The 25,857-nt window shown below is 66.9% G+C and carries 30 protein-coding genes and 2 tRNA genes; 21 read left to right on the plus strand and 11 right to left on the minus strand.

All coding sequences use genetic code 11. From position 1 onward, the window contains the following. The first annotated feature begins 154 nt into the window (after window positions 1-154). Both E0T84_RS00085 and E0T84_RS00090 read left to right on the plus strand, forming a co-directional pair. Window positions 155-1,072 carry an acyl-ACP desaturase gene (locus tag E0T84_RS00085; protein ID WP_120770968.1) on the plus strand — a complete coding sequence of 306 codons (918 nt, stop codon included), beginning with the start codon at window positions 155-157 and terminating at the stop codon, window positions 1,070-1,072. Between the two features lie 161 nt (window positions 1,073-1,233). Next, window positions 1,234-1,917, plus strand: coding sequence for a cutinase family protein (locus E0T84_RS00090; RefSeq protein WP_171054859.1), 684 nt, complete (start codon window positions 1,234-1,236; stop codon window positions 1,915-1,917). On the opposite strand, the gene E0T84_RS00095 is transcribed toward E0T84_RS00090, so the two are convergent. After that, window positions 1,914-3,317, minus strand: coding sequence for a PLP-dependent aminotransferase family protein (locus E0T84_RS00095; RefSeq protein ID WP_070946048.1), 1,404 nt, complete (start codon window positions 3,315-3,317; stop codon window positions 1,914-1,916). The two genes, E0T84_RS00090 and E0T84_RS00095, sit on opposite strands and share 4 nt — an antisense overlap. A gap of 46 nt (window positions 3,318-3,363) precedes the next feature. Between E0T84_RS00095 and E0T84_RS00100 the strand changes: the two genes are divergently transcribed. Both E0T84_RS00100 and E0T84_RS00105 read left to right on the plus strand, forming a co-directional pair. Then, complete coding sequence (locus E0T84_RS00100) at window positions 3,364-3,786, plus strand: hypothetical protein (RefSeq protein ID WP_070946049.1); 423 nt, start codon at window positions 3,364-3,366, stop codon at window positions 3,784-3,786. Next, window positions 3,787-4,695: an NAD(P)-dependent oxidoreductase gene (locus tag E0T84_RS00105; protein WP_070187553.1), complete on the plus strand. Its 909-nt coding sequence runs from the start codon at window positions 3,787-3,789 to the stop codon at window positions 4,693-4,695. It abuts the gene before it with no gap. On the opposite strand, the gene E0T84_RS00110 is transcribed toward E0T84_RS00105, so the two are convergent. After that, a complete protein-coding gene (locus tag E0T84_RS00110; RefSeq protein ID WP_070187554.1) occupies window positions 4,682-5,497 on the minus strand; it encodes a crotonase/enoyl-CoA hydratase family protein in 816 nt (271 codons plus the stop codon). The two genes, E0T84_RS00105 and E0T84_RS00110, sit on opposite strands and share 14 nt — an antisense overlap. Before the next feature lie 19 nt (window positions 5,498-5,516). Here E0T84_RS00110 and E0T84_RS00115 point away from each other — a divergent pair, with 19 nt between their 5' ends. Then, window positions 5,517-6,062, plus strand: a complete 546-nt coding sequence (locus E0T84_RS00115; RefSeq protein WP_138743442.1) for a TIGR03086 family metal-binding protein — start codon at window positions 5,517-5,519, stop codon at window positions 6,060-6,062. Here the strand turns inward: E0T84_RS00115 and E0T84_RS00120 are convergent. Together E0T84_RS00120 and hisC are read right to left on the minus strand one after the other, a co-directional pair. Continuing rightward, the gene (locus E0T84_RS00120) at window positions 6,059-6,520 is read right to left on the minus strand and encodes a DUF4334 domain-containing protein (RefSeq protein WP_070187556.1); all 462 of its coding nucleotides are present in this window, start codon (window positions 6,518-6,520) and stop codon (window positions 6,059-6,061) included. The two genes, E0T84_RS00115 and E0T84_RS00120, sit on opposite strands and share 4 nt — an antisense overlap. Next, complete coding sequence (gene hisC, locus E0T84_RS00125; protein WP_070946051.1) at window positions 6,517-7,587, minus strand: histidinol-phosphate transaminase; 1,071 nt, start codon at window positions 7,585-7,587, stop codon at window positions 6,517-6,519. The genes E0T84_RS00120 and hisC overlap by 4 nt, the downstream gene beginning before the upstream one ends. Window positions 7,588-7,675: 88 nt before the next feature. On the opposite strand from hisC, the gene E0T84_RS00130 reads away from it, so the two are divergent. Together E0T84_RS00130 and E0T84_RS00135 are read left to right on the plus strand one after the other, a co-directional pair. Next, window positions 7,676-7,767 (plus strand) — tRNA-Ser (locus E0T84_RS00130). 37 nt (window positions 7,768-7,804) lie between these two features. After that, window positions 7,805-7,877, plus strand: a tRNA-Arg gene (locus tag E0T84_RS00135). An 81-nt stretch (window positions 7,878-7,958) separates the two neighbouring features. Here E0T84_RS00135 and E0T84_RS00140 read toward each other — a convergent pair. Continuing rightward, window positions 7,959-8,372, minus strand: coding sequence for a hypothetical protein (locus E0T84_RS00140; protein ID WP_110765075.1), 414 nt, complete (start codon window positions 8,370-8,372; stop codon window positions 7,959-7,961). Between the two features lie 101 nt (window positions 8,373-8,473). Further along, on the minus strand, window positions 8,474-8,830 hold the full coding sequence (locus E0T84_RS00145) for a Fe-S protein (protein WP_070187559.1): 357 nt from the start codon (window positions 8,828-8,830) through the stop codon (window positions 8,474-8,476). Window positions 8,831-8,923: 93 nt separating this feature from the next. Here E0T84_RS00145 and E0T84_RS00150 point away from each other — a divergent pair, with 93 nt between their 5' ends. Beyond that, entirely contained in the window at window positions 8,924-9,424 is a 501-nt protein-coding gene (locus tag E0T84_RS00150) for a metallophosphoesterase (protein WP_070187560.1), read from the plus strand. An 8-nt stretch (window positions 9,425-9,432) separates the two neighbouring features. On the opposite strand, the gene E0T84_RS00155 is transcribed toward E0T84_RS00150, so the two are convergent. Beyond that, window positions 9,433-9,771, minus strand: coding sequence for a helix-turn-helix domain-containing protein (locus E0T84_RS00155; RefSeq protein WP_070187561.1), 339 nt, complete (start codon window positions 9,769-9,771; stop codon window positions 9,433-9,435). Between the two features lie 103 nt (window positions 9,772-9,874). Between E0T84_RS00155 and E0T84_RS00160 the strand changes: the two genes are divergently transcribed. The 6 genes from E0T84_RS00160 (at window position 9,875) to E0T84_RS00185 (ending at window position 16,979) form a co-directional block, all read left to right on the plus strand. After that, entirely contained in the window at window positions 9,875-10,750 is an 876-nt protein-coding gene (locus E0T84_RS00160; protein ID WP_083284327.1) for an NAD(P)-dependent oxidoreductase, read from the plus strand. Continuing rightward, the gene (locus E0T84_RS00165; protein ID WP_070187562.1) at window positions 10,747-11,616 is read left to right on the plus strand and encodes an NAD(P)-dependent oxidoreductase; all 870 of its coding nucleotides are present in this window, start codon (window positions 10,747-10,749) and stop codon (window positions 11,614-11,616) included. Before E0T84_RS00160 ends, E0T84_RS00165 begins: the two co-directional genes overlap by 4 nt. An 18-nt stretch (window positions 11,617-11,634) precedes the next feature. Further along, the gene (locus E0T84_RS00170) at window positions 11,635-13,512 is read left to right on the plus strand and encodes an alkyl/aryl-sulfatase (RefSeq protein ID WP_070187563.1); all 1,878 of its coding nucleotides are present in this window, start codon (window positions 11,635-11,637) and stop codon (window positions 13,510-13,512) included. 89 nt (window positions 13,513-13,601) lie between these two features. After that, window positions 13,602-14,738 carry a TIGR03364 family FAD-dependent oxidoreductase gene (locus E0T84_RS00175; RefSeq protein WP_138743443.1) on the plus strand — a complete coding sequence of 379 codons (1,137 nt, stop codon included), beginning with the start codon at window positions 13,602-13,604 and terminating at the stop codon, window positions 14,736-14,738. Between the two features lie 26 nt (window positions 14,739-14,764). Next, window positions 14,765-15,463: a phosphonatase-like hydrolase gene (locus E0T84_RS00180; protein WP_070187565.1), complete on the plus strand. Its 699-nt coding sequence runs from the start codon at window positions 14,765-14,767 to the stop codon at window positions 15,461-15,463. A gap of 181 nt (window positions 15,464-15,644) precedes the next feature. Continuing rightward, window positions 15,645-16,979 carry an MFS transporter gene (locus E0T84_RS00185; protein ID WP_070187566.1) on the plus strand — a complete coding sequence of 445 codons (1,335 nt, stop codon included), beginning with the start codon at window positions 15,645-15,647 and terminating at the stop codon, window positions 16,977-16,979. 51 nt (window positions 16,980-17,030) lie between these two features. Here the strand turns inward: E0T84_RS00185 and E0T84_RS00190 are convergent, their stop codons facing one another. Both E0T84_RS00190 and E0T84_RS00195 read right to left on the minus strand, forming a co-directional pair. Then, a complete protein-coding gene (locus E0T84_RS00190) occupies window positions 17,031-17,771 on the minus strand; it encodes a GntR family transcriptional regulator (RefSeq protein ID WP_070187567.1) in 741 nt (246 codons plus the stop codon). A gap of 66 nt (window positions 17,772-17,837) precedes the next feature. Then, window positions 17,838-18,593: an SDR family NAD(P)-dependent oxidoreductase gene (locus E0T84_RS00195; protein ID WP_070187583.1), complete on the minus strand. Its 756-nt coding sequence runs from the start codon at window positions 18,591-18,593 to the stop codon at window positions 17,838-17,840. 48 nt (window positions 18,594-18,641) lie between these two features. On the opposite strand from E0T84_RS00195, the gene E0T84_RS00200 reads away from it, so the two are divergent. Both E0T84_RS00200 and E0T84_RS00205 read left to right on the plus strand, forming a co-directional pair. Beyond that, entirely contained in the window at window positions 18,642-19,250 is a 609-nt protein-coding gene (locus E0T84_RS00200) for a histidine phosphatase family protein (RefSeq protein WP_070187568.1), read from the plus strand. A 9-nt stretch (window positions 19,251-19,259) separates the two neighbouring features. Continuing rightward, on the plus strand, window positions 19,260-20,291 hold the full coding sequence (locus E0T84_RS00205; RefSeq protein WP_138743444.1) for a phosphotransferase family protein: 1,032 nt from the start codon (window positions 19,260-19,262) through the stop codon (window positions 20,289-20,291). 4 nt (window positions 20,292-20,295) lie between these two features. On the opposite strand, the gene E0T84_RS00210 is transcribed toward E0T84_RS00205, so the two are convergent. Then, the gene (locus E0T84_RS00210) at window positions 20,296-20,691 is read right to left on the minus strand and encodes a lipopolysaccharide assembly LapA domain-containing protein (protein WP_070187584.1); all 396 of its coding nucleotides are present in this window, start codon (window positions 20,689-20,691) and stop codon (window positions 20,296-20,298) included. 154 nt (window positions 20,692-20,845) lie between these two features. Here E0T84_RS00210 and E0T84_RS00215 point away from each other — a divergent pair, with 154 nt between their 5' ends. The 5 genes from E0T84_RS00215 to E0T84_RS00235 are packed head-to-tail and all read left to right on the plus strand — an operon-like array spanning window position 20,846 to window position 24,912. Beyond that, window positions 20,846-21,760 (plus strand): ABC transporter substrate-binding protein, encoded by a 915-nt coding sequence (locus tag E0T84_RS00215; protein ID WP_070187585.1) that lies wholly within the window; start codon window positions 20,846-20,848, stop codon window positions 21,758-21,760. Beyond that, complete coding sequence (locus tag E0T84_RS00220; RefSeq protein ID WP_070187570.1) at window positions 21,757-22,869, plus strand: ABC transporter ATP-binding protein; 1,113 nt, start codon at window positions 21,757-21,759, stop codon at window positions 22,867-22,869. The genes E0T84_RS00215 and E0T84_RS00220 overlap by 4 nt, the downstream gene beginning before the upstream one ends. Beyond that, window positions 22,869-23,537: an ABC transporter permease gene (locus E0T84_RS00225; protein ID WP_070187571.1), complete on the plus strand. Its 669-nt coding sequence runs from the start codon at window positions 22,869-22,871 to the stop codon at window positions 23,535-23,537. Before E0T84_RS00220 ends, E0T84_RS00225 begins: the two co-directional genes overlap by 1 nt. Continuing rightward, complete coding sequence (locus E0T84_RS00230; RefSeq protein ID WP_070187572.1) at window positions 23,534-24,328, plus strand: ABC transporter permease; 795 nt, start codon at window positions 23,534-23,536, stop codon at window positions 24,326-24,328. Before E0T84_RS00225 ends, E0T84_RS00230 begins: the two co-directional genes overlap by 4 nt. Further along, on the plus strand, window positions 24,325-24,912 hold the full coding sequence (locus E0T84_RS00235) for a putative glycolipid-binding domain-containing protein (protein ID WP_070187573.1): 588 nt from the start codon (window positions 24,325-24,327) through the stop codon (window positions 24,910-24,912). The genes E0T84_RS00230 and E0T84_RS00235 overlap by 4 nt, the downstream gene beginning before the upstream one ends. Here the strand turns inward: E0T84_RS00235 and E0T84_RS00240 are convergent. After that, window positions 24,875-25,819 (minus strand): prephenate dehydrogenase, encoded by a 945-nt coding sequence (locus tag E0T84_RS00240; RefSeq protein ID WP_070187586.1) that lies wholly within the window; start codon window positions 25,817-25,819, stop codon window positions 24,875-24,877. The genes E0T84_RS00235 and E0T84_RS00240 overlap by 38 nt on opposite strands. Between the last annotated feature and the right edge of the window lie 38 nt (window positions 25,820-25,857).

The following is a 25,857-nucleotide window of genomic DNA, read 5'->3' on the forward strand; positions in this document are numbered from 1 at the left end:
GGTTGCCGCCTGGTGCGCTTCAGCAAACGACCCGCCGCTCGAGGGGCTTTTGTTGCACCCAAAAGTAACCTACGGTTCCGTAACCTACGCTACCGTAGGTTACGACGCGGCACGCTGATGCCGACACCTGCCGAGAATGTTGGGAGGACAACGTATGGATGCCCAGAGCGGACTGCTCCACGAACTCGAACCGGTTGTCGCGAGCAACCTCGACCGCCATCTGTCGATGGCGCGGGAATGGTTTCCGCACGACTACGTGCCCTGGAGCAGGGGTCGTGACTTCGCCTTCCTGGACGGCGAAGACTGGCAGCCCGAGGATTCACCGCTCGACCACGTCGCCAAGGTCGCCATGACGGTCAACCTGCTCACCGAGGACAATCTGCCGTCCTATCACCGCGAGATCGCCACGCGGTTCTCCCGCGACGGCGCATGGGGGACCTGGGTCGGCCAGTGGACGGCGGAAGAAGGTCGCCACAGCATCGCGTTGCGCGATTACCTGGTCGTCACGCGTGGTGTGGATCCCGTTGTGCTGGAACGTCTTCGTATGGCCCATACGGTCGCCGGATATGACTCGGGTGACAAAACGCCGTTGGCGGCGATGGCCTACGTGTCATTCCAGGAGCTGGCCACGCGAGTATCGCACCGCAACACCGGTCGCGCGTCCGGTTGTCCGATCGCCGACCAGTTGCTGGCGCGGATCGCCGCGGACGAGAACCTGCACATGGTGTTCTACCGCAACCTCATGGCCGCAGCGGTGGACATCGCCCCCGATGCCGCGATGATGGCCATCCGCGATGAGGTGGTGAACTTCGCGATGCCGGGCATGGGGATGCCCGACTTCGCGCAGAACGCCATCACCATCGCCAAGGCGGGAATCTACGATCTGCGCGTGCATCACGATGACGTGGTGCAACCGGTGCTGCGCTTCTGGCGGATCTTCGACCGAACCGACTTCGGGCCCGAGGGCGAGAAGGCACGCGAGGAGCTCGCCCAGTTCCTCGCGGCTGTCGACGAGCGGGCTCGCTACTACGACGAGAAGCGCGAGCGTCAGCACGTCGGCGCCGCCTCGTAGTAAACCTGACCACCCTATGCCGACGGTGAGAGTGTCCTAGATCACACTCCCGCAGAGATTCGCGCCGCCTTGATCTTGGGTATCGAGGAATAGTTGGCACGAAAGGGTGTGGGTCGGAAATGAACCGGATCGGTCGTTGGTTGAGTGCGGTGGCGTCGGCGATGTTCGTGGCGGGCGGGTGTATAGCGGCCGCCGGTCAGGCTTCGGCCGATCCTTGCTCGGATGTGCAGGTGATATTCGCGCGGGGCACGTTCGAGCCGCCGGGAGTCGGCGGTGTCGGGGAGGCGTTCGTGGATGCGCTGCGCAGCCGGGCCGGTGACAGGTCGATCGATGTCTACGCAGTGAATTACCCGGCGTCGCTTGACTTTGCGACGGCGGCCGACGGCGTGGCCGATGCGAGCAACAAGGTCCGGGACACGGTGGCGGCCTGCCCTGACACGAAGATTGTGCTGGGCGGTTTCTCGCAGGGGGCGGCGGTGGCTGCCTACATCACCGCAGACGCGGTGCCGCAGGGGTTCGTGTTGCCGCCGAGCATCAGTGGCCCGCTTCCTGCGGAGGCGGCTGACCATGTCGCCGCAGTGGCGCTGTTCGGCAAGCCCTCGAGCGGTTTCCTGCAGATGATCTACACCGGCGCACCGCCGATCACGGTTGGTTCCCGGTACGTCGCCAAGACCGACGACCTGTGCATCCCGGAGGATCCGGTGTGTTCACCTACCGGTGGCGACAACAACGCTCACAACTTGTACGCGGTCAACGGTTTGACGGATCAGGCCGCGGATTACGTGGCCGGCAAACTGGGCGTTAAGCAACCCGAGCAGAGCGTCAATCGAGCCTCGGGAGGTTAGGGTTCCGCCGCGCCCAGTTGGCGCGCGATGCGGCCCAGCTGCTCGACGCCCGCGGCGATCTGGGATTCGGTGACGTTGGCATAGCCGAGGATCAACCCCGGTGGTGCGGTTGCCGGATCGGCGTAACAGGGTGCCAGCGGCTCCAGCCGGATACGTGACTCGGTGGCTCGACGCGTCAGTTTTTCGATGGGGAAGCCGGCCGGGAACCGCACGGTCAGATGCACCCCGGCGGCCGCGCCGAGAACCTCTGCCTGCGGCAGGTGACGCGCGAGCGCGGCCAGCAGGGCCGCGCGCCGGGCCGGGTAGCGGCGTCGCATCTGACGCAGGTGGCGGTCGTAGCCGCCGGAGGCCAGGAACTGGCTGAACGCGATCTGATCCATCACCGAACTACCGGTGTCGGCAAGGCTTTTAGCGGTTCTGAGCCGCTCGATCAGATGTGCCGGCACCACCATCCAGCCGATGCGCAGTCCGGGCGCCAGGGTCTTGCTGGTCGAACCGATGTACACCACCCGGTCGGGTGCGACCCCCTGCAGTGCGCCCACGGGCGCCCGGTCGTAGCGATACTCGGCGTCGTAGTCGTCTTCGATGATCAACCGTCCGGGTTGCGCCCATTCCAGGAGCTCGGTGCGCCGGGCCGCCGAGAGCACCACTCCGGTCGGCGATTGGTGGGCCGGGGTGGTCAGTGCCACGGTGGCCCCGCTGGCGGTCAGCGCGGCGACGTCGATGCCATTGCCGTCCACCGGGACGGGTAGCGGATCGATGCCGTTGTGCCGCAAAACCATTCGGTGCAGCCAGAACCCCGGGTCCTCCGTCGCCAGCGGTCCTTCCAGGCATCGGGCCAGCAGCGCGACGGCTTGCGTTGCGCCCGAGCACAACACGACCAGCCGGGGGTCGGCGACCACGCCCCGGGTGCGCTGCAGATAGTCGGCAACCGCGGCGCGCGCGGCCGGCAGCCCGTACGGGGCCACGTAACCGAGTGCGCTCGACTCGATCTCGGTCAGGCCTTGACGCAGGGCCCGCAGCCAGGCCTGACGCGGGAAGCTGGTGAGATCCGGTGAGCCCGGCGCGAAGTCGATGTCGAAGCGGGGGCGGGCCCGGTCCGGCCGGGTAGCGCTCGAGGGGACTGCGTCGACGGCCGCGACGCGGGTGCGGCCGCCCTGATTGCTGTGCAGGAAACCCTCGGCGGTCAGCTGGCCGTACGCCTCGACCACGAGCCGGCGCGATACCCCGAGGTCGCCGGACAGCACGCGGGTGGACGGCATGTGGGTGCCGGGGGTCAGCCGTCCGGACCGGATGGCGTCGCGCAGTCCGTCGGCGAGTTGACGATGCAACGGCCGCTTGCTGTCCCGGTCCAGTTCGACCAGCAGTTCCGGAGCCGAACTGGTACCCGAAGTTGCCATGAAATTGGAGCCTACTCGGAGACCACTGGAGCGTTAGCGTGATGACATGGCCGACACTGCGGGCCCGGTGACGCAAACCCGGCGCTACCCCGAAGTGGTACTCGCCGTGTTCGGGGTCTACTCGGTGAGCCTCGGTCTGTTCATGATGCTGGCGCCGGGCGTTTTCTACGACACGATCGGCACCTTCGGTGTGCGCAACGATCACTTCATCCTCGACAACGCGTCCTTCGAGTTGCCGCTCGGGTTGATGATGTTGGCGGCGCTCAAATGGCCGCGGTGGCGGGTGCCCGCTCTGGCCTTCGCCACCGCACACTGGGCCCTGCACTCGTTGAGTCACCTGATCGACACGAACCACGCCGCCGGAAACTGGGTCGGGTGGCTGGAAGCCGCGGGCCTGGTGGTGACCACGGTCCTGTTGGCAATTGCCTTACGTATCAGCATGTCCGACGAGAAGGTAGGAGAACCATAGATGCGTGTCCTGGTGGCAGGTGCGACCAGTGTCCCGGGAATCCCACTGCTGCGTGAGCTCAATGCGCGCGGTCACGAGGTGATCGGGGTGACCCGTTCACCGGGCAAGACCGCGCAGATCTCGGCGGCCGGCGCCAAGCCTGTGGTGGCCGATGTGCTCGACGTGGCACAGATCGATGCCGTGCTCGCGGAATTCGCACCGGAGGCGGTGGTGAGCCTGCTGACCACCTTGCCGAAATGGGGGCCCAAGCGGCCCAAGGACTTTCGTCCCGCCACGCAACTGTGGAGCCGTGGCGCCCCGAACCTGGTGGCGGCGGCCCAGCGCGCCGGGGTGCGCCGGGTGGTGGCGGAGTCCGTCGTCTTCGCCTACGGATACGGCGCGGACGGGCCGGCGCGGATCGACGAGAGCGATCCCTACCCCGGGCCGCCACCGCCGCACGGGGCCGAATTCCTGGAGGCGCTGCGGGGCATGGAACGCACCGTGCTGACCTCCGGTGAGCTCAGCGACACCGAGGGAATCGTGTTGCGCTACGGGGTCTTCTACGGCCCCGGCGTCACCCATGACGACTTGTTCCGCCGGCTCGCCAAGTGGTGGGCGCTGCCCGCGCTGACCGGTCCCGGAGTCCTGTCCTGGGTACACATCGACGACGTCGCCCGGGCCACCGCCGACGCCCTCGACAAGGGCCGGGGCGGGCAGATCTACAACATCGTCGACGACCGCCCCCAGTCGTTCGGCGACTACGTCAGGGAGCTGAACCGCACGCTGCGTCGGCCGCCGCCGATGCCGATCTCGCATCGACTCGTCGGACTGGTCGCCTCGTACCCGGCCACCGCGTTCGGGCAGGCCTGGCTTCCGTTGTCGAACGCCAAGGCCAAGGCCGAGCTCGGCTGGACGCCTATTCCCCGGTGAACTGGGGCGGACGCTTCTGGAACATCGCGGTGACAGCCTCGGCCAGATCCTTCGACGGCAGGAAGGCCGAATTCCACGCCGCCACGTAGCGCAGGCTCTCGGCCACCCTGGCGGTGCGCTGCTGGTCGAGCACGTCTTTGACCCCGGCGACGGTCAGCGGCGGGTTGGCGGCGATCTCAGCGGCCGTGGCGTGTGCGGCCGCCAATGAAGCGTCGGCGTCGGCGTACACGTCGTTGACCAGACCGATGCGCTCGGCCCGTGCCGCATCGATGTCCTTACCCGTCAACACGAGCTCGCGCAGGTGTCCGTCGGACAGGATCAGCGGCAGCCGGGCCAGGCTGCCCACGTCGGCGACGATGGCCAGCTTGGTCTCGCGCACCGAGAACTTCGCGTCGGTGCTCGCGTAGCGGATGTCCACGGCGCTGATCAGATCCACGCCTCCGCCGATGCACCAGCCGTGGATCGAGGCGATGGTCGGGGTACGGCAGTCGGCGACGGCGGTGATGGCGCCCTGCATCTTCATCAGACGCTTGTGGAACGCGGCACGGTCACCGGCGCCGGCGTCGAGCCCGGGCATCTCGGCGCCCATGGCCGGCAGGTCCAACCCGTAGCTGAAGTTCTTGCCCGAGCCGGTCAGCACGATCGCACGCACCTCGGGGTCGGCGTCCAGAGTGCCGAACACGTCGGGCATCTCGGCCCAGAACGCCGGGCCCATCGCGTTGCCCTTGCCGGGACCGAGCAGCGTCACCTGGGCGACGTGGTCCTTGATGTCGACGGATGCGGACTCGTACGTGTCGGTCATGGGGTGGACACTACCGACTATGGACGAACTCGAAAGTGCCGAGGCCACCCTCGACGTGCTGCAACGCGTGCTGCGCGGTATCACCGCCGACGATCTGACGCGTCCGACACCATGTCGAGAGTTCGACGTGGCGGGGCTGACGGACCATCTCCTGAACTCGATCACCTTGATCGGCTCGGCGGCGGGTGGGCAGATTCCAGACCGCGAGCCCGACGCCTCGGTCGAGGATCAGGTGCTGGGGGCGGCGCGGCCGGCGGTGGCGGCATGGCGTCGGCGCGGGGTGGACGGCACGGTGCCGTTCGGGGCAGGAGAGATGCCCGCGGCGGTGATGATGCAGATCCTGTCGCTCGAATTCCTGGTGCACGCCTGGGATTACGCCGAGGCGACGGGGCAGCACGTCGAGGTATCGGACGAGGCGCCCGAACAGATCCTGGAATGGTCCCGCGCGGTGCTCACTCCGGAGGGGCGGGTGCGTGCAGGTTTCGACGATCCGGTTGCGGTCGCTGACGACGCCTCGGCACTGGACCGCTTGTTGGCCTTCACGGGCCGCCGGCCGACGGACTAGACGCGCTGCAGGTAGAAGTACAGGTAGCGGCCGTCAACCACCGCGCCCTTGCCGTTCATGATGCCCACCACGGTGTGGTCGTCGACCACTTTGAAGTGATCGTGCACCGGTGCGCCGTCGTAGACCATCGTCGCGGTCACCTCGCCGCGGAACTCCTCCAGCCACAGGCTGGCCTCGCCCTTCATCGCCTCGGTGTTGGAGAACTTGTTGCCGTCGGCGTCCAGACACACCAGCGGCTTGGCATCGGCCGCTGAGTGGAACGTCTTGCCGAACCAGTTGAGCCGCTTCATGAATCCGTTGGCCTTGTGCCCGGTCTGGAATTCGCCGCCCTTCCACTCACCGAGCATGAAGTCGATGCTGGCCGGCCGCAGCAGTGCCCAGAATGCGTCGAGTTCGGTGTCGGGGATCTGCCCGTCACGGCTGACGAACCCGTCGAACGTGCCGCGTGCGTCGCTCACTCGTTATCTCCATTCCAGTGCTGGGCGTACTCGGTGGCAAAGCTTAGGAAGGCGTCGTTCTCGTGCGGGGCCCCGATGGTGACCCGCACGCCGTCCTCACCGTACGGGCGCACGATGATGCGGCTGTCGGCGGCCCTGGCCACGAAGTCCAAGGTGCGTTCGGCCAACGGCAGCCAGACGAAGTTGGCCTGCGAGGGCGGCAGCCGATAGCCGGCCGCGCGCAGGGCGGCGCTGACGCGAACGCGCTCGGCGACGACGGCGTCGGTGCGGGCCATCAGCTCGTCGGCGGCCTCCAGGCTGGCGATGGCCGCGGCCTGCGACACGCTGGTCGCGCTGAACGGCACGTAGACCTTGCCCAGCGCGGTGACGATCTCCGGATCGGCGACGGCGTACCCGACGCGCAGGCCTGCCAGCCCGTAGGCCTTCGAGAAGGTGCGCAGAACAACCACATTCCGGTGCGAGCGGACCAGCCCGAGGCTGTCGGGCACCAAGCCGTCGCGGATGTACTCCACGTAGGCCTCGTCGAGCACGATCAGGATGTCGTCGGGCACCGCCGCCACGAACCGGGCCAACGCCTCGGGCTCGACCACGGTGGAAGTCGGGTTGTTGGGGTTGCAGACGAAGATCAGCCGGGTGCGGTCGGTGATCGCCGCGAGCATCGCGTCGAGATCGTGAGTCTCGTCACGCAGCGGGACTGCGACCCCCGTCGCGCCCGCGGTGCGGATCTGCAGCGGATAGATCTCGAAACTGCGCCATCCGTACATGACTTCGTCGCCGGCCGCGGATGTGATTTGTATCAACTGCTGGCACAGGCTCACCGAACCACAGCCCACGGCGATGTTCTCGGGCGCGAACCCGACATGCTTGGCCAGATGTTCGCGCAGGTCAAGGTAGCCGTTGTCGGGGTAGCGGTTGATGTTCTCGGTGGCTTTCAGGATCGCCTCACGCACGCTGGGAAGCGGCGGGAACACGGTTTCGTTGCTCGCGATCTTGATTGCGCCCGGAACTGTTTTGCCTGGTGTATACGCCGGAAGATCGGCCATTTCCGGGCGCAGACGGATACTCACTTGGCCAGAATAGGGGAGGCTGTGTACTGTGTGCCCTCGGCGGTTTCGGGCGACAGGACGGAGTCCGGTACCCTCACAGAAGTTCAAAGGAGGCGTGCCAGAGCGGCCGAATGGGACTCACTGCTAATGAGTTGTCCCCCTTACCGGGGACCGGAGGTTCAAATCCTCTCGCCTCCGCCACGGTTGACTTGTCAACCACACAACTGAATAACGCCAGGCGCCCGTAGCTCAACGGATAGAGCATCTGACTACGGATCAGAAGGTTAGGGGTTCGAATCCCTTCGGGCGCACTCGAAAAATCGAGGCGTGGTCGTCAAGACCGCGCCTCGATTTTTTTTGTCGAGATCGGCGCATCGAGGCCCAAACGCGGCCTACTCAGAGGCGACGGCTGTCGCGATGTCGAGCGCCATCTCGCGCAGTACGTCGTCGGTGACGAACTGACGCGCGGTCTGGCGGTTCAGCCGCAGCACGGAGACCAAGAGCTCGATGTGGCCGGCCACCTGGACCCGGGCGAGTTCTGGCGGCAGGTGCAGCCCGTGCAACTCGGCCAGGAACCCGCGCAGCACGGTGACGCGATCGTTCATCCACGGTGACCGGCCGGTCACCGTGGATGTCGAATTCTTCAGCTGGCCGGTGTAGCGGCGCTGCCGGGGCTGCTCGAACACGCCGTGGTGAGTTTGACGCGCGGAGGCCGCAGGGCGCGTGCGTGCCCGCACCCGGGTGTCGCTGTCTGGTGAAGGGCATCCGGTGAATGCCGCCGTGCGCATGACCTTGGCGGTTGCCATGGCGTGTCTGTGACCCATCGTTCCCGTACCTGCCGACAATTGTGGTTTGCCAGTTAACTTTACGGGAACGTCTCAGGTTCAGCTCAGGTTCGCGCCGGGCCTCAGTTCCAGAGGACCGCGATCGCGGACGCGAGCAGGGGTAGCACCCCGGCTGCGATGAACAGCGGCATCACCGGTTGGCCGCCGGCGCGACGCTGCCTCACGGTGCCGATGCCCAGCACCGCGCCGAGTGCCACGAGGATGACCAGCTTGGTGCCGATCTTGGGGTAGTTCAGGACGATGCCGGCCGGCCAGGGCGCGGCCAGGGCCAGGCCGGTGATGAGTGACAGCGTCATGCCGTAGGTCATCACGGGGGTGATCAGGAAGCGCCGGGCCGCGGCCTCGGCGACCCAGGAACCGACCATGGCCGCGAAACCGAGGAGATGCGCATAAACAACTACATTGCGTAGTAGATCCATGGTCGGAGTGTAAGCGGTCTCACGGCGCGGGGCGGCCGAACCCGCCGATGTGCTTCCACGGCTCGTCGGTATCGGTCACGTAGGTTCGGCTGGATGCGGCTGCTTCTCATCGCCGACACCCATGTACCCAAGCGCGCCAAGGATCTGCCGGCCGAGGTCTGGGATGAGGTGGATCAGGCCGATGTCGTTGTCCACGCCGGTGATTGGGTCGAGCCCGCCCTGCTCGACGCGCTCAGCTCGCGTGCCGCGCACCTGGTCGGCTGTTGGGGCAACAATGACGGGGCCGAATTGCGCAGGCGGCTGCCCGAGCGGGCCGACGTCACCTTGGACGGTCTGCGGTTCACCGTTGTCCACGAGACCGGTGCGGCCACCGGACGGGAGGCCCGGATGGCCCGGGACTATCCCGGCACCGACGTCCTGGTCTTCGGGCACAGTCACATCCCGTGGGATACCACCGCGAAAACCGGTCTGCGCCTGCTGAATCCGGGATCGCCGACCGACCGCCGGCGCCAGCCCTACTGCACGTACATGACGGCACAGATCACCGCGGGGGTGCTGTCCGATGTCAGCCTGCACACGCTGGACCGGCCCTGACGAAACCGCTAGCCGGCTTCGCCCGCGCAGATCAGTGTGATGTGCCTGGTGGCCCAGTTTCCCAGCGGCTCAAGGGCATCGAGTAGCTCCTCGCCGGCCGGGGTCATGGAGTACTCCACCCGCGGCGGCACTTCGTGGTAGCTCTCCCGATGGACCACGCCGTGCCGCTGAAGCTCCTTGAGGTGCTGGGTCAGCATCTTCTGTGACACCCCGGGCAGGCTGCGATGCAGCGCGTTGAAGCGTTTCGGCCCCCCTTGCAGCTCCCAGAGGATGAGTGGTTTCCATTTCCCGTCCACCACGGCGAACGCCGCATCGAGGCCGCAGGTGTACTTGCCCAGCTGGGTCATGCGAGAATCCTTGCAGTTCAGGGCCAATAGTTTCGAAAAGGTAAGTATCGCACTTATTAGTGGGTACTTGTCGGTTGGTCAGTGCCTCTCCCACGATGATGGCATGACAACCACACACCATTCGGTCAGTTTTCTCGGTCTCGGTGAGATGGGCTCAGTTCTGGCCCGCTCCGCTCTGAGGGCAGGGCACCCGACCATGGTCTGGAACCGCACCGCGACGCGCGCTGCCGCACTCGTCGAGGAGGGCGCCACCGCGACGGCCGATCCGGCCGAGGCTCTCGACGCCGACCTGATCGTGGTCTGCCTGCTCGACCAGACATCGGTGCACGAGGTTCTCGACCCCGTGGCGCACCGACTGGCCGGCCGCCGCCTGGTCAACCTGACCACGACGTCACCCAACGGGGCACGGGAACTGGCTCGGTGGGCCGCCGACCACGGCGCCGAATATCTCGACGGCGGCATCATGGCGACGCCGGAGATGATCGCGACGCCGCAGTCGGCGATCCTCTACAGCGGTTCGGCCGCCATGTTCGAGGAGCACCGCGAACTCTTCGAACTGTGGGGCAGCACTGAGTACTTCGGGGACGATGCCGGCCTGGCGTCGCTGTACGACCTCGCGCTGCTGTCGGCCATGTATGTGATGTTCGCGGGATTCGCCCACGGCGCCGCCATGGTCGGCGCTGCCGGGGTTCCGGCGAAAGAGTTCGCCGCGCGCACCGCCGCGTGGCTGCCGGCCCTCATGCCTGCGATCGCCGAATACGCGACCGTCATCGACGGTGGCGACTACTCCGTGCCCGGCCAGCAGAGCTTGTACTTCTCCGATCTCACCGACATCGTCAACGCCAGCCGGGAACAGGGCATCGGCACCGAAGTCGTCGACATGGTGCAACGGCTGATCCACCGGCAGATCGACGCGGGCCACGGCAACGACGGCTTCGCCCGCATCATCGAGAGCATCAAGAACGCAGCGGCCGCATGACCGCCGTCACCGTGCTCGGTCTCGGACCGATGGGGCAGGCGCTCGCGGGCGCCCTGGTGGCCGCGAAACTTCGTACCACCGTGTGGAACCGGACGCCGGCCAAGGCCGATGCACTGCGCGCCCGCGGTGCACTGTGGGCCGACACTCCAGCCGAGGCCGCTGACGCCAGTGACCTCATCCTGGTCAACGTCGTCGACCAGGCCGCGGTGGACGCGGTCCTGGAAGCCGCCGGCGCCGCGATCTCCGGGCGTGCGGTGGTGGGGTTGTCCTCCGACATCCCCGATTCGGCGCACCGCACCGAGGAACTGGTGGCCGCCCTCGGCGGACGGTATCTGGACGGGGCCATCATGACGCCGACCGACACCATCGGAACCACCAGTGCCAGCATTCTTTTCGCCGGGCCGCGGGATCTCTTCGACGCCCACCGGGAGGTCTTCGGTGCGCTCGCGGCGGTCAGCTGGGTCGGCGCGGATGTGGGCCGCGCCGCGGCATTCGACATGGCCCTGCTCGATGTGTTCTGGACCTCGGTCAGCGGGTTCCTGCACGCACTGGCGGTGGCCGCCGCGCACGGCATCGCACCCACCGAGCTGCTGCCGCATGCGCACAACATCGCCGCCATCCTGCCGCCGATCTTCGGTGAGATCGCCGAACGCGTGGAGGCCGATCGGCACGGCGACGTCAATGCGTCGGTGTCCTCGGCGTCGGCCTCGGTTCGGCACCTGATCGCGGCGTCGGCTGCGGCCGGGTTGGATGCCGGCGCACTGGAAGCGTTCCGGGGTTATGTGGACGCCGCTGTCGGTGCCGGGCACGGGGCCGACGAGATCAGCCGGATCATTCCGACAAGTGTGACCGTGCCGTCACGGTGAAGTGGCAGGCTCGTCGGTATGGAGCAGAAGCCGCCTACCGCCGTCATCGAGGCCGCCCATCGCGCACACCTGACGAGCCTGCCCTTCGACGACACCCGTGATTTCGAGGACACCGACCGCGGTTTCATCGCCGCTCTCGAACCGTGTGTGGTGAGGTCCGCCGACGGAACCGTGGTGTGGGACAACGATGCCTACGCCTTCCTCGACGGGGCTGCGCCGGCATCGGTGCATCCCAGCCTGTGGCGCCAGTCGAAACTGTGCGCCAAACAGGGCCTCTACGAGGTGGTCGAGGGGATCTATCAGGTACGTGGACTGGACATCTCGAACATCACCTTCGTCGAAGGCGACACCGGGGTCATCGTGATCGATCCGTTGATCTCCACCGAGGTGGCCGCGGCGGCCTTCGGTCTGTACCGCGAGCATCGCGGGGACCGGCCGGTGGTCGCCGTGATCTACACGCACAGCCATGGCGACCACTTCGGTGGAGTCCTCGGCGTCACCTCGCAGGCCGATGTCGACGCGGGCAAGGTCGCGGTGCTCGCACCCGAGGGTTTCGTCGAACACGCTGTACAGGAGAACGTCTACGCGGGCACCGCGATGACCAGGCGGGCGAGCTACCAGTACGGCGGACGGTTGGAGCGCGGGCCGCAGGGACAGGTCGGATGCGGCCTGGGGCAGAGCACCTCCACCGGAGAGGTCGCACTCATCGTGCCGACCATCGACATCCGCCGCACCGGTGAGACGCACACGATCGACGGCATCGAGATCGAGTTTCAGATGGCTCCAGGCACCGAAGCGCCCGCCGAGATGCACTTCTACTTCCCCAAGTTCCGTGCGCTGTGCATGGCCGAGAACGCCACCCACAATCTTCACAACCTGCTGACCCTGCGCGGTGCCCTGGTGCGCGACCCGCACGCCTGGGCGGGTTATCTCACCGAGGCCATCGACACCTTTGCCGACCGCGCCGACGTGGTCTTCGCCTCACACCACTGGCCCACCTGGGGCCGCGAGCGGATCGTGGAATTCCTTTCGCTGCAACGGGATCTGTATGCCTATCTGCACGACCAGACGCTGCGGCAGCTGAACCAGGGTTACACCGGGGTCGAGATCGCCGAGCAGTTCCAGCTGCCACCGGCGCTGGAGAAGGCGTGGCACGCCCACGGCTACTACGGCTCGGTCAACCACAACGTCAAGGCCATCTACCAGCGCTACATGGGCTGGTTCGACGGCAACCCTGCCCGGCTGTGGCCGCACCCGCCCGAAGCGCTCGCCCCTCGTTATGTCGAGGCGATGGGTGGTGCCGACCGGGTCGTCGAGCTCGCTCAGCGGGCATTTGATGAGGGCGATTACCGCTGGGCGGCGACGCTTTTGGATCATGTCATGTTCACCGGTGCCGAGCATGCCGCTGCCCGCGCGCTCTATGCGGACACTCTGGAACAGCTGGCCTACGGTGCGGAGAACGCCACGTGGCGCAACTACTTCCTGTCGGGCGCCCGCGAGCTGCGTGAGGGCAAATTCGGGACCGTAGGACAGGTGACCGCTCCGACACTGCTCGCTCGGTTGAGTCCCGAGCAGATGTTCGACGTGCTCGCGATCAGTCTCAACGGACCGCGGGCCTGGGGCCTGGATCTGGCCGTCGACGTGACCTTCCTCGACACTGCCGTCAACTACCGCCTGACCGTGCGCAACGGGGTGCTGGTCTACCGCAAGGCCGACGCCGAGGAGGCGACGGCGGGCGCCACCGTGAAGCTGGCGAACAAGCTGCGCCTGCTGGCTTTCGCGGCGGGGGATGCCACCTCGCCGGGCCTGGAAGTCACCGGCGATGCCGAGGCGCTGCCGGCGCTGCTGGCAGCGCTGGACCGGCCCGATCCGAACTTCGACATCGTGACGCCGTGAGGTGAATGGAAAATTAACGTATATAGACAGGTGGTAAAAACTCCAAACTTGTATTGACAAGTGGTGGTGATGTGGACCACAGTGTCCGCATGGGAAATCACAGCTACGACGTCGTGGTCGTGGGGGCAGGCATCGTCGGCCTGGCGCACGCCTACCACGCGCATCAGCGGGGACTGAGGGTCGCCGTTGTCGATCACGCCGACGGCGTCGTCGGCGCCTCGGTCCAGAACTTCGGTCACGCCTGCATCACCGCGCAGTCGGGCGTCGCTCGGGACTACGCGCGCAACGGCCGTACGCACTGGCTGGACCTGTCCCGCAAGGCGGGGTTCTGGTCGGCCGAGTCGGGCACCTTCTGCGTCGCGCGCCACGACGACGAACTCGCGGTGATGGACGAGTTCGCTGCCACGCGCGAGGCCGGCGAAGTGCGGTTGCTCAGCCGCGATCAGATCCTCGAACTGATCCCCGTGGTGGCGTCCGCAGTCACCGGCGGCATGTACCTGCCCAACGACCTGCAGGTCGACCCGCGCACAGCCGCCCCGTCGATCGCGCGGTGGCTGGAATCCGAAGGTGTCGATTTCCGTTGGCGCACGGCGGCTTCCGGATTCGAACCCGGGGTGGTGCACACCTCACGTGGCCCGCTGCGCGCCGGGACGACGTTCGTCACGGTCAACTACGACGTCGATCGGCTGTTCCCCGCGCTGGCCGAACGCGACGGCCTGCTGCGGTGCCAGCTGCATATGCTGCGCGCCCGGCTGCCGCTGGCCTTCGCGCTGCCCGCGCCCCTGTTCACCGGTTGGTCGCTGCTGAGGTACTCCGGATTCGAGGGGCTGCCGAGCACGGAAGCGGTCGCCGCCCGGTTGCGCGCCGAACACCCCGATTACGTCGCGATCGACCTGCACCAGATGTACACCCCGCAACCCGACGGCTCATTGCTGATCGGCGACACCCACTTCCGGGACATCTCCGCACCGCCGTTCCAGTCCGAAGAAGGATTCGCCGTGCTGATCGAGGAGGCTCGGAAACTGTTCGGGGTCAACGACATCGAGGTCACCGAGCGTTGGCAGGGCGTGTACACCTCCGCACCCGGCCAGGAATTCCTGGTCGAACAGCCCATCGAGGGCGCCCACGTCGTCACCGTCACCACCGGTATCGGCATGACCACCAGCATGGGCCTCGCCCACGCCAGCGTCGGCAACGCGCTGGACCAACTCGTCGCCACCGTCTGAACGAACCAATTCGAAGGGATAAACCAATGGGCACCAAAGCAACTGACCCGATCAGCCTGGTCGTGTTCGACATGGCCGGCACCACCGTCGAGGACAGCGGGCTGGTTCAGCAGTCCTTCCTGGCCGCCGACAGCCACGCCGGCCTGTCGAAGACCGACGCCGACCGAGAGGAAATGCTGCGCTACGTCACCGACACCATGGGCCAGTCCAAGATCGTGGTGTTCCGGCACCTGGCCAAAGGCAACGAGGAGCAGGCGCAGGCCGCGAACAAGGAGTTCGAACGCTGCTACGCCCAGTTGGTCTCAGAGGGCAACTGCAGTCCGATTCCCGGTGCGGAAGGTGTCATTACATCTTTGCGCTCCAGTGGCATCAAAACCGCGCTGACCACCGGATTCGCCAAGGAGACCCAGACGGCGATCATCGAGGCGCTGGGCTGGCAGAACCTGGCCGACCTGGTGCTTTGCCCGGCGCCGAGCATGCGTGGCCGGCCCTATCCGGACATGCCTCTGACCGCGCTGATGCAGACCCAAACCGACTCGGTGCGTTCGATGATCGTCCTGGGTGACACCTCCTCGGACGTCATCAGCGGGCTGCGCGCCGGTGCGCGGGCCTCGATCGGCGTGCTGACCGGTGCCCACAATCGAGCCCAACTGTCCGAGGCGGGCGCCACGCACATCCTCGACAGCGTCGCCGATCTCCCCGCTCTGGTGGCAGCCCTCCGGTAGTCCGCCAACCCCTACCGCCCCGCGGCGGTCGGTCGTAGGCCGTGCCTCCCGACCGCCGCACCTCCTCTGCACCCGTTCTCGTATGAGAAACCTGCCATTGACGTTCGGCCACATCCGCTCGGCAATCTGCCCCGGCCCGTCAACACACCGCCTGCAGCACGCCCACCAGAGGTGCACACTCATGACTCAAACCGCGATTCCCGCCACTGACACAACAATTCCGCGCTACCAGCGGTGGCGTTTCCAGATCTTTGCCGTCACCTGGATCGCCTACGCCGGTTTCTATTTCACCCGCCAGGCCTTTTCCGTGGCCAAGCTCGGCATCCTCGAAGACCCGATCCTGAGCACGCATCTGACCAAGAGCACCCTGGCCAATCTCGACGCCGCCTACCTTGCGGCCTACGCGGTGGGACAGTTCGTCTGGGGGCAGGTTTCGGACCGGTTCGGCCCCCGGGTGGTCATCCTCGGCGGCCTGGCGATATCGGCCATCGCGACGGTATTCATGGGACTGCTGCCCGCGCTGGTGTTTCTGCTGCCACTGATGATCGTGCAGGGGCTGGCCCAGTCCACCGGCTGGTCCCCGACGCTGAGCAACATGGCCCAGTTCTTCTCGATCGGTGAGCGAGGCCGCGTCCTCGGATTGTGGAGCACCAATTACGCATTCGGTGGTTTGGTGGCCGCGCCGATCCTGGGCTGGGCCGCCTACGACGTGTTCGGTTCGTGGCGGGCCGCGTTCTTCACCGGGGCCGCCATCGTGGTCGGGGTGTTCGTGCTCGTGCTGCTGTTTCAGCGCAACCGGCCACAGGATGTCGGGTTGCCGCCCATCGAGGAGTACCGGGCGGCCCAGGATGCGAGAGAAGGTGTCGAGCTCGATGAGTCACCCGAAGCCGAGTCCGTTGCCGAGCCGAAGCCGTCTTGGCGTGAGTCGCTGAAGGTGGTGCTGGGTGACGGCATGGTGAGAACCCTTGGTGCGTCGTACTTTCTGCTCAAGCCGGCACGGTACGCGATCCTGTTGTGGGGCCCGGTGATTGTCGCTGAACGGCTGGCCGACGGTGACAAGTTCCAAGCCGTGACCATCCCGGTGGCATTCGGAGTCGCGGGTGTCCTCGCCCCGATCCTGCTCGGCCGGATCTCCGATCGGGTGTTCAGTGCGCGACGGGTGCCGGCCTGCGTGATCAGCCTCGGGATCCTGGTTGCGGTGCTGGCGCTGTTCGGCCCGCTCACCGCGACCGGCAGCGCGTGGGTCATGGTGGTGGTGCTCGGCCTCATCGGCCTGAGCGTCTACGGCGCGGACGCCATGATCTCGTGTGTTGCCGCAGTGGACTTCGGTACCTCCAAGCATGCCGGCACCGCGGCCGGCTTCATCAACTGCTGCGGTTCGGTGGGCGCGATCCTCGGCGGATTGCTGCCCGGATATCTGAACACGTCCACGTTGTTCTACGGATTCGCCGGTGCGGCACTGCTTTCCATGCTGCTGCTCATCCCGCACTGGAACCGTATGCCTGTCGCCGACTGATCCGCGAGCAGACTCTGAGCTGCTCCCTTTTTCCGCGAAAAGGGGGCAGCTTTATGTCTGCTCGGCGGAGGAAAATTTGGTGCGGGCGTTGACGATGCTGAACGTGACCACGTCAGGTCGATAGCGATCGTCGGCGCACTCGAACACCACGCCGTGCTGATCACGCGACACCCGGCGCTCGCGCAACAACGGGCTGCCCGGCGCGATGCCGAGATTGGCGGCGTCGTCCGGCCCGGCAGCCACCGCGTCGAGCACGTGCTCCATCGAGTCGAAGTACACCCCGCGGCTGGCCAGATAGTCGGTCATCGAGCCGGAATCGGTGTCGAACTCGAAAAGCAGAGAACCCACGGATTCGATGAACGTGCTGCGCTCGATCATCGCCGGTTCACCGTCGAGCAGGCGCACCCGCAGCACTTCGACCACGAAGTCGTCGGCCGTCAAACCCAATGCCTCGATGGCGGTTTCGGACGCGCGGCGGCGAGCCACCTCAATCGTCCGGTTGCCTGCGGTGCGTCCGACACGTTCGGCCCACTGGGTGAACGGGGTGAAGGTGTCCAGCGTCTGGGTGGCGTCATGACTGCGCACCACCGCGGGCTTGCCACGCGAGACGCGGATCAGACCCTCGTTCTTCAACGTGGCCAGGGCCTGCCGGACCGGGCCGCGGGACACGTCGAACTCGGCGCACAACGCGCTCTCGGTGGGCAGCGGCTGGCCGATGGCGTAGTCCCCACGGGTGATGCGCTGACGCAGCTCGGCGGCGACGTGCTCGTGGCGCGAACGGGGCCCCGCCATTCGCATCACCTTCCGGTCAGGTTGTCATGACAAGTTCGCTACGAGCGCCACCTTACCGTGCCGGGCTCAGGGCAGGCCGCCGTCCACCCGCAGGATCGAGCCGGTGGCGAAGCTGGACGCATCCGACATCAGAAACAGTGCGGCGCCGACGATCTCGGGTGGGTTGCCGGGCCGTTGCAGGGCCAGGTGGCCGAACGGGTCGCCGGCCATGTCCCAGGCCTTGCTGACGTCGGTGAGAAACGGCCCGGCCATCAAGGTGTTGACCCGCACGGTCGGCCCGAACGCCTTGGCCAGGCCTTCGGTCATGGCGTTGAGCCCGGCCTTGGCCGCGGCGTAGGGCAGCATGTACTGGTCGGGCCGCAGCGATCCCGACGAGCTGACGTTGATGATGACGCCGCCTCCGTCGGCCACCATCCGCTCACCGAGCAGCGCCGAAAGCCGGAACGGCCCTTTGAGATTCAGGTTGAACACGGAGTCGAAGAGCTTCTCGGTGACCGCGCTCAGCGATTCGTACAGCGGTGACATGCCGGCGTTGTTGACCAATACGTCGACCTTGCCGAACCGCTCGTAGGCGGCCTCGACCAGCCCGTCGAGCTGGTCCCACCGGCCGACGTGCACCCCGAAGGGCAGGGCGGCGCGACCGGTGGCCGCGGTGATCTCCTCGGCCGCGGCCACACAGGAGTCCAGGTTGCGGCTCGCGATCACCACGTCGGCGCCGCACCGCGCGGCGCCCATGGCGATCTCGCGGCCCAGCCCGCGGCTGCCGCCGGTGACCAGTACCACCTTGTCGGTGAGGTCGAACAGTTCGTCGGCATAGCCCATGTCGCAGCCCTCTCCGGCCGTCCGGCACCGCCGCCATATGGTGTCACGGTGCAACTGCTTCTCGTCCGACATGCTCTACCGCTCCGCAGCGAGCCAGGTCAAGGGTCGGATCCCGACCTGTCCGCCGAAGGCATCGCCCAGGCGCAGCGCCTACCCGGTGCGTTGGCCAGGTTCCCGGTCAGCCGGCTGGTCAGCAGCCCGCAGCGGCGTGCGGTCCAGACCGCGGAACCGCTCGCGAAGGAACTGGGGCTGCAGGTAGAGGTCGACGAGCGGCTCGCCGAGTACGACCGCGACATGTCGCACTACGTGCCGATCGAGGAGATCGCGAAGGAGAACCCCGAGGAGCTGGCCCGCCTGGCCTCGGGTCATCTGCCCAGCAGCGTGGACGAAAACGCGTTCCTGGCGCGGATCAGCGCCGCGGTCGAGGACCTGGTGACCATCGGTGAGCACGACGAGACCGTGGCGGTGTTCAGCCACGGCGGCGTGATCAACGTGCTGCTGCACCAGATCCTGGGCACCGAGCGGCTGTTGTCCTTCCACGTCGACTACGCCTCGGTCACCCGGTTGCTGTCGTCGCGGTCGGGCAAGTTGGCCGTCGCCTCGGTCAACGGCACCGAACACGTATGGGATCTGCTGCCGAGAAATGTCCGGTGGTAAACAGTGACGGTGACAAATCTGGAGGGCCTCGACCTCACTGCCCTGGACCGGCATCTGCGTTCTGAGGGCATCGCCCGCAGTGGTGAGCTGCGCGCCGAACTGATCGCCGGTGGCCGTTCCAACCTGACGTTCCGGGTGTGCGACGACGCGTCCGCGTGGGTGTTGCGCCGTCCGCCGCTGCACGGGCTGACGCCGTCCGCCCACGATATGGCCCGCGAGTACAAGGTGGTGGCGGCGCTGGCCGGCACCGCGGTGCCCGTTGCCCGGGCGGTGACCATGAGCAACGACGACTCCGTGCTGGGTGCGCCGTTCCAGATGGTCGAGAACGTCGACGGGCGAGTGGTCCGCAGCGCCTCGGAACTTGAGGAGCTCGCCGCGATGGGCGGCCCCGGCGCCATCAGCAGCAGCGTCGACGCCCTGATCCGGGTGCTGGCCGACCTGCACGCGGTGGACTACGAGGCGGTCGGTCTCGGCGATTTCGGCAAGCCCGCCGGCTACCTGGAACGTCAGGTACGCCGCTGGGGTTCGCAGTGGGATCTGGTGCGCCTGCCCGACGATCCCCGCGACGACGACGTCAAGCGTCTGCATCAGGCCCTGGCCGATTCGGTGCCGGCGCGGAGCCGGAACTCGATCGTGCACGGCGACTATCGGATCGACAACACGATCCTGGACGCCCAGGACCCGACGAAGGTGCTCGCGGTGCTGGACTGGGAGCTGTCCACGCTGGGCGATCCGCTGAGCGACGCGGCGCTGATGTGCGTGTACCGCGATCCGATGTTCAACCTGATCCTGAGCATGGAAGCGGCGTGGAGCTCACCGCAGATGCCGTCGGCCGACGAGCTGGCGAACCGCTATTCGGTGCAGTCCGGTCAGGATCTGGCGCACTGGGACTTCTACATGGCCCTGGCGTACTTCAAGGCAGCCATCATCGCCGCCGGTATCGACTTCCGTGCCCGCCAGGGATCCGAGGCGCCCGGCGGTACCAGTGTCGGCGCGGCGGTGGCCCCGGCGATCGCCTCGGGACTGAGCGCTCTGGGTTGACCGCTCAGCTGCGCTGGGCGGCCTTGAAATTCTTCTTGGCGTTGCGGCGCAGCTGGAAGATCCGCGCAGATCCGGCGGCAACGGTCAGCAGGCCGCCGGCCACCGCCGCGCCCAGGATCGCCACGCCCGTCGGCAGTGACCAGTGCCAGCCCAGGAACGTCATGGGCACGGGGTCGGTGTTCTGCGCGATGAAGATCAGCAAGACGATCAGGACCAGGAAGCCCAGGATCAGCGCTGACCACAGCGCCCCGGCGCGGGTCAGCTTGGGCTCGCTGGCCTTGCCCGGCTTGGCGGGGGATTTGTCGGCATCGGGGGCTTTGCCCGGGTCGGGCGATGGCGTCACCGGCACGTTCGGCGTCGGCTCAGGCAAATCGGGCGATGCGGACGGATCGCTGGTCATATGGACATCTTTGCCCGTCATGGCCGCATTGCAAACCACCATGGGGTAAAGCGCGGCGGCATGTCGGGCGTGCCGTTAGGGTCGGGGAGGTTGATCGTCCCGCCGCTGTCGCCGAAAGGATGCGCCTGTGCAGCGCAGAACCCTGGCAATCGCGATGTTCCTGCTCGCTCTGATCGCGCCGCTGGCGGTGGCCTGCGGAAGCTCCAATCCGCTGGGCGGTGGGCCCATCTCGGGTGACCTGAAATCGATCACGGTCGGATCGGCAGACTTTCCGGAGTCCAAAATCATCGCCGAGATCTATGCCCAGGCTCTGGAGGCCAATGACTTTCAGATCCGCAGGCAGTTCGGAATCGGCAGTCGTGAGACGTATGTGCCTGCGGTGCAGGATCACTCGATCGATCTGATCCCCGAATACACCGGGAATCTGCTGCAGTACTTCGATGCCCGGGCCACCGCCACCACCCCCGACGAGGTGCTGATCGCCCTGTTCAAGGCCTTGCCAGGCGATCTGGCGATCCTGTATCCCTCGCCGGCCGAGGACAAGGACACCCTCGCGGTCACCGCCGAGACCGCCCAGCGGTGGAACCTGAAGACCATCGCCGATCTGGCCGCGCATTCGGCCGAGGTGAAAGTCGGTGCACCGTCTGAATTCCAGACGCGCCAGACCGGGCTGGTGGGTCTGAAGTCCCGGTACGGTCTGGACATCGCGCCGGTCAACTTCGTGGCGATCAGCGACGGGGGCGGGCCCGCCACCGTTCAAGCGCTGAACGGTGGTGCCGTGACTGCGGCGAACATCTTCAGCACGTCCCCGGCCATCGAGCAGCACCATCTCGTGGTCCTGGAGGATCCGAAGAACGCCTTCCTGGCCGCCAATGTCGTTCCGCTGGTGGCCTCGCAGAAGATGTCCGATGAACTCAAGACCGTGCTCGACGCGGTGTCGGCCAAGCTCACCACCGAGGCGCTGATCGAATTGAACACCGTGGTGGAGGGCAACTCCGGCGTCGATCCCGACGAGGCTGCCGAAAAGTGGGTCAGGGACAACGGATTCGACAGGCCGGTCCAGAAGTGATCACGTTCGAGAACGTCACCAAGCAGTACCCGGACGGCACGGTCGCCGTCGACAACCTCAATCTGGAAGTGCCGCAAGGGACCCTGACGGTGTTCGTCGGCCCGTCGGGCTGCGGCAAGACCACCTCGATGCGGATGATCAACCGGATGATCGATCCCACCTCGGGCACCCTCACGGTCAACGGCGAGGACGTCAGCACCGTCGATCCGGTCAAGCTGCGGCTCGGTATCGGCTACGTCATCCAGAGTGCCGGGCTGATGCCTCATCTGCGGGTGGTCGACAACGTCGCAACGGTGCCGGTGTTGCGGGGCGAGTCCCGGCGCAGCGCCCGCAAGGCCGCGATCGGCGTGATGGAACGGGTCGGGCTCGACCCGAAACTGGCCGATCGCTACCCGGCGCAGCTGTCCGGCGGGCAGCAGCAACGTGTCGGCGTGGCCCGCGCATTGGCCGCCGACCCGCCGATCCTGCTGATGGACGAGCCGTTCAGTGCGGTCGACCCGGTGGTTCGGGAGGATCTGCAGGCCGAAATCCTGCGGTTGCAAAGTGAATTGCACAAGACCATCGTCTTCGTCACCCACGATGTCGACGAGGCGATCAAGCTGGCCGACTTGGTCGCGGTGTTCGGCCGTGGCGGCGTGCTGCAACAGTACGACCCACCGGCCCGGCTGCTGTCCAACCCGGCCAACGACCTGGTGGCCGGAATCGTCGGCGCCGACCGCGGCTATCGCGGGCTGCAGTTCTTCCACACGACCGGCCTGCCGGTACACGACATCCGTCATGTCCCTGAGGAACAGCTCGACGGGTTGCAACTCGGCCCCGGGGATTGGGTGTTGATCACCAGACCCGACGGTGCGCCCTACGGTTGGGTCAATGCCGAAGGAGTCGCAGCGCACCGGTCAGGAAAGTCGCTGTACGACAGCACGATTGCCGGTGGTTCGCTGTTCCGCCCGGACGGGACCCTGCGACAGGCGCTGGACGCGGCGCTGTCCTCGCCGTCGGGCCTGGGGGTTGCGGTCGACGCCGACGATCAGGTGATCGGGGGAGTGCGGGCGCAGGACGTGCTGGCCGCGCTGGAAACGCAGCGTCACGTTCCCGCCTTGGGGACGTGATGCGCTATCTGCTGAACCATCTCGACGACCTGTGGGTGCTGACCGTCGTGCACCTGCGGTTGTCGTTGGTGCCGATCCTGCTGGGCCTGCTGATCGCCGTCCCGCTGGGGGCTGCGGTGCAGCGGACCACGGCGCTGCGACGGTTGACCACCTTGACCGCCAGCATCATCTTCACCATTCCGTCGCTGGCGTTGTTCGTGGTGCTGCCGCTGATCATCCCGACCCGCATCCTGGATGAGGCCAATGTGATTGTGGCGCTGACGCTTTACACCACGGCACTGTTGGTGCGGGCGGTGCCCGAAGCACTCGACGCAGTGCCCGAGCAGGTGCGCGATGCCGCGACGGCGGTGGGGTACCGGCCGTGGGTGCGGATGCTCAAGGTGGAACTTCCGCTGGCCATCCCGGTGTTGATCGCCGGGCTGCGGGTTGTCGCGGTCACCAACATCTCGATGGTGTCGGTGGGTTCGGTGATCGGTATCGGCGGCCTGGGCACCTGGTTCACCGAGGGCTACCAGTCGAACAAGAGTGACCAGATCATCGCCGGCATCATCGCGATCTTCGTGCTGGCCATCATCGTCGACACCCTGATCATGTTGGCGGGCAAGGCCCTGACCCCGTGGAATCGCTCGCCCCGAGCGTCGTCTCGGCGTTTAGGGGCGGCGGCATGAACTTCCTGCAGCAGGCGCTGGACTTCATCTTCACGGCCGCCAATTGGGGTGGGCCCGCAGGGCTGGCCGCCCGCATCGTCGAACACCTGCAGTACACCGTGGTCGCGGTGCTGGCGTCGGCGGTGATCGCGATTCCTGTCGGCCTGATCATCGGGCACACCGGGCGCGGTACGTTCCTGGTCGTCACGGGCGTGAACGCGCTGCGTGCCCTGCCGACGCTCGGTGTGTTGTTGCTCGGCGTGCTGTTGTGGGGGCTGGGCCTGGTGCCGCCGACCGTCGCGCTGATGCTGCTGGGCATTCCGCCGCTGTTGGCCGGAACGTATGCCGGGATCGCGAACGTGGATCCCGCCGTCGTCGACGCGGCGCGGTCGATGGGCATGACCGAGCGCCGGGTGTTGTTCGGTGTCGAGGTGCCCAACGCGCTGCCACTGATCGTGGGCGGGCTGCGCACCGCGACGCTTCAGATCGTGGCGACCGCGACCGTCGCCGCCTATGCGAGCCTCGGCGGGCTGGGCCGGTACCTGATCGACGGCATCAAGGTGCGTCAGTTCCACATCGCGCTGGTGGGTGCGCTCATGGTCACGGCGTTGGCCTTGATACTGGACGCCGCGCTGGCCTTCGCGGTGTGGTTGTCGGTGCCCGGAAGTGGCCGGTTGAGAGGTCGGCGCCGGATTCCGCAGCCGTTGCTCGGTGACGAGATGGCACTGGAGTCGCGGGCGGCGTCACCTGCGGCGGGGAGTTCCGGACTCGGCTACGAACGCCGTGCGTCGTCGCATACGGTAGAAGGGTGAGCGACGAGAAGGATCGTGCCTGGCCAGCGGTGTTGACCTGGCGGGCGCACGACGAGCCCCGGATGGAATCCGCTCGGGTTCAGCTGTCGGGCAACAGGATCAAGGCCTACGGCCGGATCGTGGCCGCAGCCACGGAATCCCATCCGGCATTCTCGGCGTCCTATGACCTGGTCACCGACGAGACCGGCGCCACCAAGCGGCTGTCTCTCACCGTCACGCTGGCCGAGCGGGAACGCCAGCTCTCCATCGCGCGCGACGAGGAGAACATGTGGCTGGTGCAGGACCACACCCAGACCAAGCGCTCGGACTTCGGCGGTGCGCTTGATGTGGACCTGGTGTTCAGCCCGTTTTTCAATGCGCTGCCGATCCGGCGGACAGGTCTGCACCAACGCGTGGAGTCCGTGACCCTGCCGGTGGTCTACGTGCGGTTGCCGGACCTGTCGGTGGAGACTGCGAACATCAGCTACAGCAGCCCCGGCCCCGGCTCCGCGGTCAAACTCCGCTCGCCGGTGGCGGACACCACCATCACCGTGGATCCCGACGGCTTCATCCTTGATTACCCAGGATTGGCAGAGCGGATCTGATCACCCCGCCGGCGCGTCCGGCCGCGGCCAGCTCGTCGCGCCAGTTCTCGGTGCCGACCACCGTGGTGATGATTTCGGGGCGGCTGAAGCTGTCGTAGCGCATGCGGGCGGCGTGACCGTTCTCGACCAGCTCGGCCACCGAACCCGTCGCGGCCAGTGCGTCCTTGGCGCGGGTCAGTAGTTCGATGCCGTGTTCGAGCGCGGGCAGCAGCTGGTCGGCGTTGGCCTCGCACATGGCCCGCACCAGGTCAGGCGCGGTGGCCGCCACCCGGGTGCCGTCGCGGAACGACCCGGCGGCCAGCGCGAAGGCCAACGGCACTTCACCGGCGTTCACGGCCAGAGTCTCGGCGAACAGGTGTGGCAGGTGTGAGATGGCGGCCGCCGCGGCGTCGTGCTCGTCGGAGCGGGCCGGCACCACCACCGCGTGGCAGTCCAATGCCAGTTCGGTGACCAGTGACCAGACCCGCGCGTCGACGTGATCGTCCACGCTGACCACCCAGGGAGCACCGGTGAACAGGGCGGCGTCCCCCGCCGACCAGCCCGAGTGGGCGGTGCCCGCCATCGGATGGCCGCCGACGAAGTTCGGCAGCAGGCCGGCCCGCCGCACTTCGTCGAGCACCGCGACCTTGACGCTGGTCACGTCGGTCAGCGGACACCGCGGCGCGGTTTGGCGGATGTGGTCGAGCATCTGCGGCAGGGCCGGCATCGGCACCGCGAGCACGATCAGTGCGTCGCGCTCGGCAGCTCGGCACAGCGCCTCGTCGAGGTTCTCGGTGGCGTCGAACCCGTCGAACTTCGCGGCGGTAACGGCCTCCACCGACCGGTTGTATCCGAAAATCTCGCGGCCGGCTCGGGCGGCGGCACGCATCAGCGAGCCACCGATCAGGCCCAGGCCCACCACGCACACCGGTGTGTTCGTCACGGTTCAAGACTGGCATACCGGCC

It is taken from the genome of Mycobacterium sp. DBP42, from assembly GCF_005924235.1.
GTDB lineage: Bacteria > Actinomycetota > Actinomycetes > Mycobacteriales > Mycobacteriaceae > Mycobacterium > Mycobacterium syngnathidarum.

Coding starts and splice junctions, on each gene's coding strand:
- E0T84_RS00175 (WP_138743443.1), top strand. CDS start 13,602: ATGGGAAATCACAGCTACGACGTCGTGGTCGTGGGGGCAGGCATCGTC.
- E0T84_RS00230 (WP_070187572.1), top strand. CDS start 23,534: ATGAACTTCCTGCAGCAGGCGCTGGACTTCATCTTCACGGCCGCCAAT.
- E0T84_RS00215 (WP_070187585.1), top strand. CDS start 20,846: ATGTTCCTGCTCGCTCTGATCGCGCCGCTGGCGGTGGCCTGCGGAAGC.
- E0T84_RS00140 (WP_110765075.1), bottom strand. CDS start 8,372: ATGGCAACCGCCAAGGTCATGCGCACGGCGGCATTCACCGGATGCCCT.
- E0T84_RS00190 (WP_070187567.1), bottom strand. CDS start 17,771: ATGGCGGGGCCCCGTTCGCGCCACGAGCACGTCGCCGCCGAGCTGCGT.
- E0T84_RS00155 (WP_070187561.1), bottom strand. CDS start 9,771: ATGACCCAGCTGGGCAAGTACACCTGCGGCCTCGATGCGGCGTTCGCC.
- E0T84_RS00170 (WP_070187563.1), top strand. CDS start 11,635: ATGGAGCAGAAGCCGCCTACCGCCGTCATCGAGGCCGCCCATCGCGCA.
- E0T84_RS00180 (WP_070187565.1), top strand. CDS start 14,765: ATGGGCACCAAAGCAACTGACCCGATCAGCCTGGTCGTGTTCGACATG.
- E0T84_RS00195 (WP_070187583.1), bottom strand. CDS start 18,593: ATGGGCTATGCCGACGAACTGTTCGACCTCACCGACAAGGTGGTACTG.
- E0T84_RS00210 (WP_070187584.1), bottom strand. CDS start 20,691: ATGACCAGCGATCCGTCCGCATCGCCCGATTTGCCTGAGCCGACGCCG.
- E0T84_RS00225 (WP_070187571.1), top strand. CDS start 22,869: ATGCGCTATCTGCTGAACCATCTCGACGACCTGTGGGTGCTGACCGTC.
- E0T84_RS00095 (WP_070946048.1), bottom strand. CDS start 3,317: ATGGCAACTTCGGGTACCAGTTCGGCTCCGGAACTGCTGGTCGAACTG.
- E0T84_RS00145 (WP_070187559.1), bottom strand. CDS start 8,830: ATGGATCTACTACGCAATGTAGTTGTTTATGCGCATCTCCTCGGTTTC.
- E0T84_RS00090 (WP_171054859.1), top strand. CDS start 1,234: ATGTTCGTGGCGGGCGGGTGTATAGCGGCCGCCGGTCAGGCTTCGGCC.
- E0T84_RS00100 (WP_070946049.1), top strand. CDS start 3,364: ATGGCCGACACTGCGGGCCCGGTGACGCAAACCCGGCGCTACCCCGAA.
- E0T84_RS00150 (WP_070187560.1), top strand. CDS start 8,924: ATGCGGCTGCTTCTCATCGCCGACACCCATGTACCCAAGCGCGCCAAG.
- E0T84_RS00185 (WP_070187566.1), top strand. CDS start 15,645: ATGACTCAAACCGCGATTCCCGCCACTGACACAACAATTCCGCGCTAC.
- E0T84_RS00110 (WP_070187554.1), bottom strand. CDS start 5,497: ATGACCGACACGTACGAGTCCGCATCCGTCGACATCAAGGACCACGTC.
- E0T84_RS00085 (WP_120770968.1), top strand. CDS start 155: ATGGATGCCCAGAGCGGACTGCTCCACGAACTCGAACCGGTTGTCGCG.
- E0T84_RS00105 (WP_070187553.1), top strand. CDS start 3,787: ATGCGTGTCCTGGTGGCAGGTGCGACCAGTGTCCCGGGAATCCCACTG.
- E0T84_RS00115 (WP_138743442.1), top strand. CDS start 5,517: ATGGACGAACTCGAAAGTGCCGAGGCCACCCTCGACGTGCTGCAACGC.
- E0T84_RS00160 (WP_083284327.1), top strand. CDS start 9,875: ATGACAACCACACACCATTCGGTCAGTTTTCTCGGTCTCGGTGAGATG.
- E0T84_RS00165 (WP_070187562.1), top strand. CDS start 10,747: ATGACCGCCGTCACCGTGCTCGGTCTCGGACCGATGGGGCAGGCGCTC.